The following is a 13,463-nucleotide window of genomic DNA, read 5'->3' as shown; positions in this document are numbered from 1 at the left end:
CTCCTGTGGAGGGGAGGGCCCTGTCCCGGTGGGAGCGGGGCGTTGGTATTTCCGGGGGCCGGCTGGTTTCACGGACGGCATTGGCCGTGATCAACCGGCATGAATGACGCTAAATCGGACACCCTGGGCTCGCAACCGGTCACGCTCCGGCGAGCACGCGAAGGGGGCCGCCGTCGGGGCGTGGGGGCCCGCGGCGGGGATCGTCACCGGCGCGGGCGTGGAGGGGGCCGGCTGAGTTTCCGGAAACCGTCCCCGGTGTCCGCCGTGGGGGTGAGGGGGTGTCGATCAAGGGATGCCCAGGTGGGGGCCGGGAGATTCCGGCGGCGCCCCGGCGAGCCGTTGGGCCCGTCCGGATGCGGCGCTCCGGTTATCGGAAGGCTCTGGAAACTTTGTTGAACGGTGCGTATTTCCGGACCGGCAGCCGCCTCCCGCCGAGACGTTGGCGCAGGTGAATCCCGGTCAGACGGCCGTGACGAAGGTGTTTCGCCGTTGAAAAACTTCCGGAAACAAGCGTTGACGCTGCGTTCTGACGGGCGTCATACTCCGGATCGATCGAACTACCGCACGCACGGAACCGCCGTTCACCTCCCCCCACTGTCCGGCGTCCCGGCTCGCGGGCCGATCGCACCCACCATGCCCGGACGGTTCCTCCACCTCCGTCCGGTCCCCGGCAGAAGGGGCAGTAATGATCAGCAAATCGTTAAGCGGACGAAGAAGCCCGCGGCGGTACGTCCGCCAGGTGTTCGTCTACGGTGCGGCCGCCGTCCTGGCGTCGACCGGTGTCGTCGCGATGTCCGGTACGGCTCATGCCGCGGACACCCTGGGCGCCGCGGCGGCCGGGAGCGGCCGGTACTTCGGTGCCGCGGTGGCCGCCAACCACCTCGGTGACTCCCAGTACGTGCAGACGCTGAACCGGGAGTTCAACAGCGTCACCGCGGAGAACGAGATGAAGTGGGACGCGCTGGAGCCGTCCCAGAACAACTTCAACTTCGGTAATGCCGACCGGATCTTCAACCATGCCCGGCAGCAGGGCATGGCGGTCCGCGGTCACACGCTGGTGTGGCACTCCCAGCTCCCCGACTGGGTGAAGAACCTCGGCAGCGCGGACCAGGTGCGCAGCGCGATGCGGAACCACATCAACCAGGTGATGGGCCACTACAAGGGCCAGATTCACTCCTGGGACGTGGTGAACGAGGCGTTTGAGGACGGCAACAGCGGCGCCCGGCGCAACTCGGTGTTCCAGCAGCGGCTGGGCAACGGCTTCATCGAAGAGGCGTTCCGGATGGCCCGCGAGGCCGACCCCAACGCCAAGCTCTGCTACAACGACTACAACACCGACAACTGGAGCCACGCCAAGACGCAGGCCGTGTACAACATGGTCAGGGACTTCAAGTCCCGCGGCGTGCCGATCGACTGCGTGGGCTTCCAGGCGCACTTCAACAGCGGCAATCCGGTGCCGAACAACTACCACACCACGCTGCAGAACTTCGCGGACCTGGGTGTGGACGTGCAGATCACCGAGCTGGACATCGCCGGCTCCGGCAGCTCCCAGGCCGAGCAGTTCGGCGGCGTGACCCAGGCCTGCCTGGCCGTCTCCCGCTGCACCGGCATCACCGTCTGGGGCATCCCCGACCACTACTCCTGGCGCTCCAGTGACACCCCGCTGCTGTTCGACCGCAACTACAACAAGAAGCAGGCGTACACCGCGGTCCTCGACGCACTCAACGCCGCCGGCGATGGTGGCGGTGACGACGGCGGCGGTGACGACGGCGGTGGTGACGATGGTGGTGGCGACGACGGTGGCGGTAACACCGGGGCCACCTGCACCGCGACGTACTCCGAGACCAACCGCTGGGGCGACCGCTTCAACGGCCAGGTGACGATCACCGCCAACGGTGGCTCGATCAGCGACTGGACGGTCAACGTGACCGTGACCTCGCCGCAGAAGATCTCCACCACCTGGAATGGCAACCCCAGTTGGAGCGGTGGCGGCAACGTCATGACGATGAAACCGAACGGCAACGGCACGCTGTCGTCCGGAGCATCGACGAGTTTCGGCTTCACGGTGATGGCCAACGGCAACTGGTCGCAACCGCGGATCGGCGGCTGTACGGCCGGCTGACCGGCCCGCACCGACGGCCCGGCCGGCCGGTCACCTGACCGTCCGGCCGGCCGGGTCCGCCGCGCTGCGGGCCGCCGTCGCTCCCCCGTCCGGGCACACCCGCAGTTGGCAGCTCCGCCCGGCTCTCCGGAAACGTCCCGGAGGGCCGGGTGGAGCTTTTTGCTGTCGGGGCGCCGGGGGGCCGCCGGGTGAAGACTGCGCGGGACCGGCACCATCCGGCAGGCGGTCGCAACCGGCCCACCGGGTACTGCCGTTTAACGGAAGGCACCGATAATTTTCTGCCCCCTCAAAGGTCCAAAACTAACGACCCGTCGAACGCGGCTGCGTAACTCCAGTTCAGAGAGGGGTATTGACGTTGCCGCCGTGTTTCGGGGCCGAAAAACTTCCGGAAAGAAGCGTTGACACCCCCTCACCGATCCGGCCATACTCCGGAACGATCGCCGCCCGCGGCACCGACACCCCACCGTCGGCCGCGGCGGTACGTGGGGGCACGGCATCACACCGTTCACACCCACCAAGTCCGGACGGGTCCCCCACCTCCGTCCGGTCCCCGGAAGAAGGGGCAGCAATGATCAGCATGACGTCAGCCCGGCGGCAGCGCCGCAAACCGGGCACCCGGAAGACGCTCGTCCTCGGCCTGGCCGCCGTCCTGGCCTCGACCGGCGTCGTCGGCCTGTCCGGCACCGCTCACGCCGCCGACACCCTGGGCGCCGCGGCGGCCGAGAAGGGGCGCTACTTCGGCGCCGCGGTAGCCGCCAACCACCTCGGCGAATCCCAGTACGTGCAGACGCTGAACCGGGAGTTCAACAGCGTCACCGCCGAGAACGAGATGAAGTGGGACGCGCTGGAGCCGTCCCAGAACAACTTCAACTTCGGCAACGCCGACCGGATCTTCAACCATGCCCGGCAGCAGGGCATGGCGGTCCGCGGTCACACGCTGGTGTGGCACTCCCAGCTCCCCGGCTGGGTGAGCAACCTCGGCAGCGCGGACCAGGTGCGCAGCGCGATGCGGAACCACATCAACCAGGTGATGGGCCACTACAAGGGCCAGATCCACTCCTGGGACGTGGTGAACGAGGCGTTCCAGGACGGCAACAGCGGCGCCCGGCGCAACTCCGTCTTCCAGCAGCGGCTGGGCAACGGCTACATCGAAGAGGCCTTCCGCATGGCCCGCGAGGCCGACCCCAACGCCAAGCTCTGCTACAACGACTACAACACCGACAACTGGAGCCACGCCAAGACACAGGCCGTGTACAACATGGTCAAGGACTTCAAGTCCCGCGGCGTACCGATCGACTGCGTCGGCTTCCAGGCCCACTTCAACAGCGGCAACCCGGTGCCGAACAACTACCACACCACCCTGCAGAACTTCGCGGACCTGGGTGTGGACGTGCAGATCACCGAACTCGACATCGCCGGCTCCGGCAGCTCCCAGGCCGAGCAGTTCGGCGGCGTGACCCAGGCCTGCCTGGCCGTCTCCCGCTGCACCGGCATCACCGTCTGGGGCATCCCCGACCACTACTCCTGGCGCTCCAACGACACCCCGCTGCTGTTCGACCGCAACTACAACAAGAAGCAGGCGTACACCGCGGTGCTCAACGCACTCAACGCCGGCTGACCGGCAGCCGGACCGCACGGACCGGGCAGCCCCGGCCGTCCGGACCGGCGAGCGCCTGACGCGACGGCGCGGCGATCTCCACGGTCGCCGCGCCGTCCGCGTACCGGCGGCGCCGGAACGGCCCCTCCGAGGAAGGCACGCACCAAGCCGCCCGCGCCGCCGATTAGGACAGGCATCCGACAGAATCCAGCAGTACGGGGGATAGCCGCCCGATCCGGCACCCGGCCCCCGGCGCCACGTCCATGCTGGGCCCGTGACTCAGTATGACGAGCAGAACCCCGCCTACCGAACCGTCCGCGTGACCGCACTGGAGAGCCCCGTCGCGGCCATGGCGGACCTGGAGGCGTGGGAGGCGCGAGAGACGTACCCGGAGATCCGCTCGGCCGGCGCACCGGTGTTCGGGACCGCACGGGAACGCGAGGAGGGCGGCTGGGAACTCCGCCCGTACTTCTGCGACACGGCACCCCAGGGATCCCGCGACGGCCTCGGAGCACACTTCCGGCTGACGGCCCGGGACGCGGAGGAAGCCGGTGACGCGGCAGCGCGCGACGCGTGCCTGCGGGCCGCGGAACGCCTGGACTGGGAACCGCTCGACGACATGACCGTGCTCGGCCACCGGTACCGCGTCGTCCGGGCGGAGCGGTTCATCCGCATGGGCCCGGACGGCCCCGAGCCGCCCCGGCCCTCCGACCCGGACCCGGCCGCGCCGGGCGAGTCCGGCAAGATCCCGGACCCGTCCGTCGGCTTCGTGATCGACACGACCACCGCCACCGGGATGTCCGAGGGCATCCTCAAAACCGAACTGCTGGGCATGGTCCGCGCGGCCGGCACCGTGCCGCCGGACGTCCGCGCCGACTCCCTGCGCGCCGCGCGGACGCACCCCGGCGGCGTGCTCCTCCCCCCGACCTTCATGATCGCCGAGGACTCCGACGGCCACTGGCGGCCCGAATCGGACGGCACGTCGACCACCCCGCAGGCGGCCCGCGACGGACTGGCCACCCACTGGCGCGGCCCGTTCTTCCCGCAACTGCACAAGCTGACCCCGGAGTTGCGCGCCGAGTACGCCGCCGCGGCCGACCGCATCTCCTCCGAACGCCTGAACGAGGTGACGGTGGCGGGCGTGCGCTACCGGGTGGCCCGGGTCGAACGCCTGGTCCGCGTCGGCCCGGACGGCCCCGAGAGCCCACGCCCCTCCGACCCGGACCCGGAGCCACCGATCAAGGTCCACGTCCAGCAACTCAAGGAACAGGGCCTGTGGGAGGAGGACGAGGAGGACTGACAGGCTCTTCCGGAAGCCGGCACCGGCGCAAGCGGCGCCGGTGCCGGCCGGCCCGGTGCTGTCAGCGCAGCCGGTCGAGGAACGCGCTCCAGGCGGAGCGGCTGAAGCAGATCACGGGGCCGCCGGGGCGCTTGCTGTCGCGGACGGGGACGGTGCCGGGGATGTTGCCGGCGACCTCCACGCAGTCGCCCTGTCCGCCGCTGTGGCTGCTCGTGCGCCACATGGGTCCCGGCGCGACGATGGATATGTGAGCCTCGTTCATGATGTGTGCTCCTCGGCGATGCGCTGGATGAAGGCGATCGATTCTGTGGGCGGCAGCGCTGCTGTGCGTGCGTCGTCGAAGAGCGCGCGGCAGCAGGCGACTTCGGACTCTCCCTCCATCCAGATGTTGCCGGTGGGGGACTCCGTCAGAACGAGGTCGAGCGATGCCACCTGGGGGAAGCTCATCAGCAGGTACGGGCCGAACATACCGGAGTGCGCGCCGCGTGAGAACGGCAGCACCTGGATGGTGATGTTGGGCCGTTCCGCCACGGCGATCATGTGCTCCAGTTGCGCACGCATCACCTCGGTGCCGCCGACCTGCTGGCGAAGGACTCCTTCGGCGAGCACCGCCCAGAACTCCAACGGTTGCTCCCCAGTGAGCCGTTCCTGTCTGGCGAGCCGGACTTGAATGAACTGGTCGATCTCCTCGGGGGTTTGCCAGGCCCGTGAGGCCACCGTGACCGCTCTGCCGTACTCGGCGGTCTGCAGGAGTCCGGGCACCAGCTGCACCTGGTAGGTCCGAATGCTGTCGCAAATGGACTCCATCTCGATCTGATCCCTGTAGGCGTCGCCGAGGACGGAACCGTACTGATGCCACCAGCCCTCACGGCGGCGGCGGTTGGCCCTGCGGGCCAGAGTTCCGAGGCGGTCGCGCGCCGCAGGGTCCTCGACGCCGTATGCCTGCACGAGCGCGTTCAGATCCGGCAGTCGAACGGGCACATGTCCGTTCTCGATCCGGCTGATCTTTCCCTTGGTGCAGTCGAGGACCTCGGCCGCATCGGCCGTGGACATGCCCGCGCGCTCGCGGAAACGCCGCAGGTCGTCGCCGAGTTGGCGACCCAGCACGGTGGACGGTTTGACGCTTGCCATGGTCACTCCCTACCAGGAGGGCGGTGTGGCCGCACGAAGAACCCACCGACGAGTGAATCTTGGATCGATTAGCCCTTCAACGTTGCGCCGACTTGGATTGGCGCGCCACTCTCTACCCGCGGTGAATATCCGCATTCGCTTGGTCACCATTTCTTGACCGCAGGCCCGACCCCAGGGAGCTGACATGGCCGTACCGAACGAACTCGCCTTCCGGCTCTCCCGCCGTGACAGCAGCGTCCCGAGGGCTCGCGCACTGCTGCACGCCGTGCTGGCCGACTGGGGGATCGGGCAGGACGCGGCCGAGACGGCCGAGTTGGTGTTGTCGGAGCTGGTGACCAACGCGCTGCGCGTGCCCGTGCCCGGGGACCGGCAGGTCGGCGTGCGGATCGTGCGGGCGGAGGCGGACGGGCTGCTGCGGCTGGAGGTCAGCGACGCCGGAAGGGGCATCCCCGAGGTCCGGGAGCCGGCTGATGACGACCCCGGAGGGCGCGGCCTGCTGCTTGTGGAGACCCTCTCCCACCGCTGGGGCGTGCGGGAGCGCGAAGCGGGGATCGGCAAGACGGTCTGGGCCGAGCTCAAGGCGCCGGACATCGTGCCCCGCCGGGACGGGGCCGAGGTGGCGGCCGTGACCGTCCGGGCCGGCCAGTGTGTACGGGTGCGGGACGGCTGGCGCACCGTCCGCGCTGTCCGCGGTGAGCCGTACGCCTCCGGCGGACTCGCCGTGGTGCTGACCCTGGACCAGGGCCCGGCACTGCGACTGCCCGCTGCGACGCCGCTGACCGTACGGAATGAGGACAACGGCCCGTCACCCTCCCCGGGATAGTGGGGTAGGGGTGAGGTTCCCGGACCCGGACCTCGGCGATTCCGGGGCCGTCGGCTGCGCCGGGCCGGGGGAATCGGGGAGGATCACGTCCACCCGCAGCCATTCCCGTCCGGAGCGGGAGCCGGGCCGGAACCGGCACACCGCCAGTGGCCCCGCCGCGGGCCCGGAACCAAGAGAGCGATTCCCCTTGAGCAAGCGATTCCAGGAACTCGACTGGCGCCCCACCCCCATGGGCGAGATCAGCCTGCGGCGCCGCCGCCATCTCCCCACGGACACCGACGTGTACGAGGTGAAGCTCGGCGACGAGTGGCTGATGTCCAGCATGTTCACGGCGGGGGAGATCGCTCTCGCGGACCTCGGCCTGGCGGAGTGCGAGGGCGGCGAACTGGACGTCGTCGTCGGCGGGCTCGGGCTCGGCTACACCGCCGACGCGGCGCTCAACGACGAGCGCGTCCGGTCGCTGCTGGTGGTGGAGGCGCTGGGTGAGGTCGTCGAGTGGCACCGGCGAGGGCTCGTGCCGCTGGGCGCGCGTCTGACGGCGGACCCCCGCTGCCGTCTCGTCCAGGGCGATTTCTTCGCCGAGGCGGCCGGTTCCGGCGGGTTCGACCCCGAGGCGCCCGGCCGCCGCTTCCACGCCGTCCTCCTGGACGTCGACCACTCGCCGCAGCACGTGCTGCACCCCAGCCACGCAGGCTTCTACCGGCCCGAGGGGCTGCGCGCCCTGGCGGGCCACCTCCAGCCCGGCGGGATCTTCGCCCTCTGGTCGAACGATCCGCCGAGCGAGGAGTTCAACTCCGCGCTCGCGCAGGTGTTCCCGGAGACCGAGGCGCGGATCGTCACTTTCGACAACCCCCTCCAGGGCAACACGGCCTCCTGCACCATCTACATCGCCCGGGCCCGGTGAACCCGGCCCGCACCCGGAGCCGCGGCACTCCGGCCGGCTCGCCCGGAGGGGGCTGCGTCCAGCGCACCGCGAGGCGCCAACTGTGAACACTCCGCGAAAAGATGTGCACTCAATCAACGCATTAACCCTCGGTATGCGCCCACCGACCACTAGAGTTCCCGCACACAGCGGGTGTGGCACGCATCACGCTTCACGGCGGCCGTGCGGACCGGGGAGGGTCCGGCCGGCCCGGGCACTTGGGGGCGGAACATGCTGGAGATGGTCAAGGGAGCCAACGTGGGACTGGCGGCTCTGAGCGAGGACACCGGCGCCGTGGTCCTGAGTCTTTCCTGGTGCAGTACGGACGGTGACGGGGACGCGGACGTCTCCGTTCTCCTCCTCGACGCCAACGGCAAGGTGCGCGGCGACGCGGACTTCCTCTTCTACAACAACCCGGTGGCGGCGGACGGCAGCGTGCAACTGCTCGGCAAGACCCCGACCGCCAACGGCAGCGAGGACCGGATCAGCCTTGATCTGGCCGGGATGCCGTCGGAGGTGGAACGCGTCGTCCTGGCGGCCAGCCGCTACGGCGGTGCCCGCTTCGGCGACCTGGACGACCTGCGGATGACGCTCGCCGACCGCACGGGGGAGACCGTCCTCGGCTTCTCCATCGGTGACGCGAGCGTGGAGAGCGCCTTCCTCTTCGGCGAGCTGTACCGCCGTGCCGGGGAGTGGAAGTTCCGGGCCGTCGGGCAGGGCTACGAGACCGGGCTGGCGGGCCTGGCGACGGACTTCGGCATCGACGTGGACGAGGCCCCGGAGGAGGAACCCGGCGATCCGGGGGCGGCGGAGGAGGCGGAGGAGGCGGGGGGACCCGTACCGGGCTCGGCGGTCACGGCGGGTACGGCGGCGGTGCCATCCGCCGAGGGGGCGGCCCCGGCGCCCGCTCCCGCCCCGTCCGCTGCGACGGCTTCCGCGCCCGTGCCGGGCACAGCGGTGCCCCCGCGTCCGTCCACCACCGTCCCCTCGCAGCGGCCGGCCCCCGAAGCCGCACCCGTGCCCGAAGCCGCACCCGTGCCCGAAGCCGCACCCGTGCCCGCAGCCGAAGCCCCGGCCCCGGCACCCGCCCCGGCGCCGGCTGCGGCAGGGGCCCCCGCCCCGGCCGCCCGCCGCCCCCGTACCGCCAAGAGGAAGGTGACGATCCCCCGGACGGCCAAGAAGTCCCTCGCCGAGAACGACACCTGGCGGCAGGCCCGGCTCTTCCCCGCCCCGGCACTCAAGAGCGACCGGGAGCGGGAGACCAGGGCGACCTCCGTCCTGCTCTCGGTGATGGCCCAGGTACCGGAGTTCGGGCGCCGGCTCACCGCCGCGTTCGGGGCACCGGCCGGCCGGACGGAGACCTTCGCCGAGGTCTCCCTGCCGCACGGGGACACGCCCAGGCGCCCGGACGGCATCATCCGCGTGGAGCGTGCGGGCAAGCTGTGGACCGCCCTGGTGGAGACCAAGACCAACGGCAATCCGCTGAAGCCGGACCAGGTGCAGGCCTACATGGACATCGCCGCCCGGCGCGGCTACGAGGCCGTCATCACGCTCTCGAACGACGTGGCCCTGGAAGGCCGGCCGCTGGTCGACGTCAAGATCGACAAGCGCCGCAAGCACAAGGTCGCGCTGTGGCACCTCTCCTGGGCGGAGGTCGCGCACCAGGCGCAGATGCTGATCCGCCACGAGGGCGTCGGCAACGCCGCCCACGCCTGGCTCCTCCAAGAGCTTCTGCACTACCTCCAGCACGACAACTCCGGCTGCCACGGCTTCCAGAACATGGGCCCGGCCTGGGTGCCGGTGCGCAGGGGCATCGACGAGGAGACGCTCTGCGAGGGCGACCGGCGCGCCGTCGAGGTCGTGGAGAGCTGGGAACGGCTCGTCCGGCAGGTCTGCCTGCGGCTCGGCGGCGAGCTGGGGCAGAAGGTCCTGCCCGTGCAGCGCGCCAGGCGCGGCACCGATCCCGACACCCGCCGGGCGGCGCTCGCCGACAGCTTCTGCCGCGACGGCCGGCTGAGCGCGGAGCTCCGTGTCGACGGGGCCCAGGGCGTCCTGGGCATCGTGGCCGACCTGCGCACCGGCAAGCTGCGCACCTCCGTCGAGATGCCCGCGCCGGACCAGGGCTACCCGCTGACCTGGGCCAAGCGCCTGATCCGTCAACTCGCCGAAGCGCCCGCCGACACCCACATCGAGACGCTGGTCGACGGCCGGGGCGCCGGGCCGCGCGGCACCCTGGAGCGCCTGCGTCCGGAGCCGGCCGACATTCTGCCGAAGGACGGCGCCGCGATCACCGGCTTCCGGCTGTCCCTCTTCAAGGGCATGGGCAGCACGCGCGGCAGCGCCGAGTCCGGCTTCATCCGCAGCGTCGACGACGCGGTGGACCGCTTCTACGCCGGCGTCGTCGCCCACCTCGACACCGCCCGCCCGGGACGCCGCTCGCAGTCCGCCGCGGGAGGCGGGGCCGTGGCGCGGGCCGCTGCCGGGTGACCGCGTTCCGGTGGTGCGGCGGGGGAGTCCCGGGGGCGGTCCGGGGCTCCGTGCTCTCCGTGCTCGCTGCGCTCACCGGACGTCCGAGGACGCCAGGGTGATGAAGGCCTCCAACGCCTCCTTGGCCCGGCCGCCCTGGGCGCTCAGCTCCGCCTTGGAGCCGGCGCGGGGGATCTCGGAGGTCAGCTCGTAGGCGTGGCGGGCCGCGTCCACCACCGCGGTCGCGCTGGCTATGAGCTGGACGCGGAACAGCCCGTGCAGGGCCGTTCCGCGCAGGCGGTGGGCCTCCAGGCGGGCCTCGAAGTGGGCCGGGCCGTCGGGGTCCTCGTCCCTGCGGTGCCACCGGTCGTACTGCCCGCGCCGGAAGTCGGCCACGGCCCCGGCGAAGTCGCTGTAGACCTGCATGCGTTCGGCCCGCAACTGCTGCGCGGCGGCGAAGTGCTGGGCGCGGCGGTCGGCGGCGCGCTGGAAGACATGCGTCACGGCGGAACCGAGCAGGGTTCCGACAACAGCGATCAGAGTCGAAAGAGTGGCGTCCACGCGGAGCAGGACACCACAGACTCACCCGCCGCGGAGCCGATTTCGGCCGGGTGCCGGTGCTGTGAACCCGGCACCCCTCGTGCACCGGGGCCCGCAGCACCGGAACCCGCCGAACCCGGGCCCCGGCCGGTCGCGGCGTCCGCCGTTCCGTACGAGGCGCGGTGCGGCTCAGACCATGGCCGCGGAGGCCGCCGGCGAGTCGGCGTGGGCCGCCTGGTGCGGGATGCGGGGAACCGCCTGGCCGTGCTCCACGGGCGCGCTGCCCGGCCCCCGGTAGTGTCCGTTCTCCGCCCCGGCCTCCGTTCCGATCTCCGCCGCGGCGCCGGCCCCGGTCTCCACGCCGCTCCGCGCCCGGAAGGGGCACTGCCAGTCGGCGGGCTTCCGGCTGCCGGAGTAGCGCCGGGCCTCGGACAGCTGCTCGTACTCCTGGAGATTGGGGTTGATGTCGCCCTGCAGCTTGATGTCCTGCTTGCGTATCTTGTCGGCCAGCCGGTCCCACATTCCCGCGGCCTTGATCCGCCGGAACTGGACATGGGAGTTGAAGGCCAGCATCGGGAAGGGCGGGCGCCGGCCGAGCCGGACGTGGTTCGGGTGCAGTCCGATCACGAAGAAGGGGTGGCCGGCGACGCTGAACGCGAACTCCCCGGACTGGGCGTCGGAGGAGTAGCCCTCGGCCCAGCGGTGGGTCTCCGCGTCGTATTCGTGGAGCGCCTGGAGCTGCTGCCAGAGGTGCTGTTCGAACCCGGCCTCGTCCAGGCCGCGGGGGTCCTCGAAGGTGGCGATGAAGCTCGTGAAGGAGCGGCTGTCCCAGTCGGCGGACCCGACGAACTCCGCGAGGTCGAGGGCCAGGAGCCGGGCGGACTCGACGCCGCCGAACCGCTCGTAGTGACGGTGTGTGATGCCGCCCTGACGCCAGGCGGACCGCCCGGCCAGACAGGAGAACCTGTCACCCAGCAGGAACTTCTCAACCTCTGCACGCGCAGAAGCGTTCACGGCTCGCCCTCCTTCCGCCACATCCCACGCGGAGGGCGATCAATTCCGGCATTCATGTCCTGGGCGTCCGCCCGGCACCCTTATGAAAAGCTGCGCGATCCCGCAGGTCAAGAGCCTGCTGAGGCGGAGAGAAACGGGTCTCACCCCCGCGGCTGACGGGGGCGCCACGGCCATTGTGACGGCGCGAAGCCGATCAGCGAAATCCGCCGGTGGGAAGCCCTGTCCGGAGGGCGTCCGGAGGGCGTCCGGAGGCGTGGTCCGCGGGACCGGATCTCGCTCGGCGTGATCGCCGGGGCACGGCTCGCGGACACGGAGAGTGAAGCGGTGGGTGCCTCGGGAGCGGCGCCGGCCGGGATGCGCCGCCCGGCCGGGGCGAGGGGCCGGGGCGAGGGGCCGGGGCGAGCGGCGGGCTGCCGGGGTGAGGCCGGGGGATCCGGGGGAACGTCCGGCGAACCGGAGCCCGAGGGTCCGTTGAACGGTGCGGGAAGGCCGGAAAAATGCCTCGCGCAGGTGTCAGAGGGGCCCGGTACCGTGCGCCCATGGATCACGCGACCGGCGGTACCCGTATCGATCGGCGCGCCTTCGCCGCAGTAGTCGTCACCGTGGTGCTGTGGGCGTCGGCGTTCGTCTCCATCCGCGTGTCGGCCGAGCACTACGCTCCCGGCGCGCTCGCACTGGGGCGGCTTCTGATCGCTTCGCTGGCACTCGGCTGCGTCTTCCTGCTCAAGCGCGGCACGCTGCCCGACCGCAGAGCCTGGCCGGGGATCGCGGGGGCCGGCGTGATGTGGTTCGGCGTCTACATGGTCGCGCTGAACTGGGGCGAGCAGCTGGTGGACGCGGGGACGGCCGCCATGCTGGTCAACATCGGACCCGTGCTGATCGCCCTGCTCAGCGGCTGGCTCCTCAAGGAGGGCTTCCCGCCGCTGCTGCTGGCCGGGATGGCCGTGTCGTTCGCGGGGGCCGCGGTGGTCGGGCTGTCGATGTCCGGCGGCGGCTCGTCCTCCCTGGCCGGTGTGGTGCTCTGCCTGGTCGCCGCCGTCACATACGCCGCCGGGGTGGTCGCGCAGAAGCCGGCGCTGCGCTACGCGAGCCCGATGCAGGTGACCACCTTCGGATGCTTCGTCGGCACCGCGGCCTGCCTGCCGTTCGGCGGGCAACTGTTCGCGGATCTGCCCGAGGCCCCGCTGCTGGCGACGCTCAACCTGGTGTACCTCGGCCTCTTCCCCACCGCTCTCGCCTTCAGCACCTGGGCCTACGCCCTGGCCCGTACGACGGCGGGGAAGCTCGGCGCCACCACCTACGCGGTCCCCGCCGTCGTCGTCCTGATCTCCTGGGTCGCGCTGGAGGAGGTGCCCGGCTGGCTCACCCTGCTGGGCGGCGCCGTCTGCCTGGCCGGTGTGGCCGTCTCCCGTCTCCCGGCCCGGCGGACCACGGCGCCGCCGGCCCCGGAGCAGCCGCCCGGGCCGGTCGCCGGACCCACCGCGGCGGATGAGGCCCGCGGCACGGCTCCCGGTGCGGACGAGCAGCTCGGGGTGGGCTGAGGTGAGG

The 13,463-nt window shown here is 71.2% G+C and carries 10 protein-coding genes and 1 pseudogene; 7 read left to right on the top strand and 4 right to left on the bottom strand.

All coding sequences use genetic code 11. The annotated features are described in order from the left end of the window. Positions 1 to 685 precede the first annotated feature (685 nt). The 3 genes and pseudogenes from LIX60_RS09625 (at position 686) to LIX60_RS09615 (ending at position 5,019) form a co-directional block, all read left to right on the top strand. Entirely contained in the window at positions 686 to 2,122 is a 1,437-nt protein-coding gene (locus tag LIX60_RS09625; RefSeq protein WP_374117833.1) for an endo-1,4-beta-xylanase, read from the top strand. Positions 2,123 to 2,690: 568 nt separating this feature from the next. Beyond that, positions 2,691 to 3,728 (top strand): annotated as a pseudogene (locus LIX60_RS09620) (endo-1,4-beta-xylanase); the annotation flags it as partial. A gap of 265 nt (positions 3,729 to 3,993) precedes the next feature. Beyond that, positions 3,994 to 5,019, top strand: coding sequence for a DUF5954 family protein (locus tag LIX60_RS09615; protein ID WP_227958066.1), 1,026 nt, complete (start codon positions 3,994 to 3,996; stop codon positions 5,017 to 5,019). Positions 5,020 to 5,080: 61 nt separating this feature from the next. Here the strand turns inward: LIX60_RS09615 and LIX60_RS09610 are convergent, their stop codons facing one another. Continuing rightward, positions 5,081 to 5,281 carry a DUF397 domain-containing protein gene (locus LIX60_RS09610; protein ID WP_227958065.1) on the bottom strand — a complete coding sequence of 67 codons (201 nt, stop codon included), beginning with the start codon at positions 5,279 to 5,281 and terminating at the stop codon, positions 5,081 to 5,083. Beyond that, positions 5,278 to 6,150, bottom strand: coding sequence for a helix-turn-helix transcriptional regulator (locus LIX60_RS09605; protein ID WP_227958064.1), 873 nt, complete (start codon positions 6,148 to 6,150; stop codon positions 5,278 to 5,280). The genes LIX60_RS09610 and LIX60_RS09605 overlap by 4 nt, the downstream gene beginning before the upstream one ends. 184 nt (positions 6,151 to 6,334) lie before the next feature. On the opposite strand from LIX60_RS09605, the gene LIX60_RS09600 reads away from it, so the two are divergent. The 3 genes from LIX60_RS09600 to LIX60_RS09590 all read left to right on the top strand — a co-directional run bounded on the left by LIX60_RS09600 (position 6,335) and on the right by LIX60_RS09590 (position 10,382). Continuing rightward, the gene (locus LIX60_RS09600; protein ID WP_227958063.1) at positions 6,335 to 6,973 is read left to right on the top strand and encodes an ATP-binding protein; all 639 of its coding nucleotides are present in this window, start codon (positions 6,335 to 6,337) and stop codon (positions 6,971 to 6,973) included. Between the two features lie 187 nt (positions 6,974 to 7,160). Further along, positions 7,161 to 7,877, top strand: a complete 717-nt coding sequence (locus tag LIX60_RS09595; RefSeq protein ID WP_227958062.1) for a spermidine synthase — start codon at positions 7,161 to 7,163, stop codon at positions 7,875 to 7,877. Positions 7,878 to 8,135: 258 nt separating this feature from the next. Further along, a complete protein-coding gene (locus tag LIX60_RS09590; protein ID WP_227962690.1) occupies positions 8,136 to 10,382 on the top strand; it encodes a TerD family protein in 2,247 nt (748 codons plus the stop codon). 72 nt (positions 10,383 to 10,454) lie between these two features. On the opposite strand, the gene LIX60_RS09585 is transcribed toward LIX60_RS09590, so the two are convergent. Beyond that, positions 10,455 to 10,922, bottom strand: coding sequence for a hypothetical protein (locus LIX60_RS09585; RefSeq protein WP_227958061.1), 468 nt, complete (start codon positions 10,920 to 10,922; stop codon positions 10,455 to 10,457). Positions 10,923 to 11,090: 168 nt separating this feature from the next. Beyond that, positions 11,091 to 11,915 carry a guanitoxin biosynthesis heme-dependent pre-guanitoxin N-hydroxylase GntA gene (gene gntA / locus LIX60_RS09580; protein ID WP_308101152.1) on the bottom strand — a complete coding sequence of 275 codons (825 nt, stop codon included), beginning with the start codon at positions 11,913 to 11,915 and terminating at the stop codon, positions 11,091 to 11,093. A 539-nt stretch (positions 11,916 to 12,454) separates the two neighbouring features. On the opposite strand from gntA, the gene LIX60_RS09575 reads away from it, so the two are divergent. Next, entirely contained in the window at positions 12,455 to 13,456 is a 1,002-nt protein-coding gene (locus tag LIX60_RS09575; protein ID WP_227958060.1) for a DMT family transporter, read from the top strand. The last annotated feature ends 7 nt before the right edge of the window (positions 13,457 to 13,463 follow it).

Origin of the sequence: Streptomyces sp. S07_1.15, from assembly GCF_020739505.1 — a bacterium.
Lineage (GTDB): Bacteria > Actinomycetota > Actinomycetes > Streptomycetales > Streptomycetaceae > Streptomyces > Streptomyces xinghaiensis.
The sequence above is the reverse complement of the archived record's forward strand: the minus strand, read 5'-3'. Positions and strand labels throughout refer to the sequence as shown.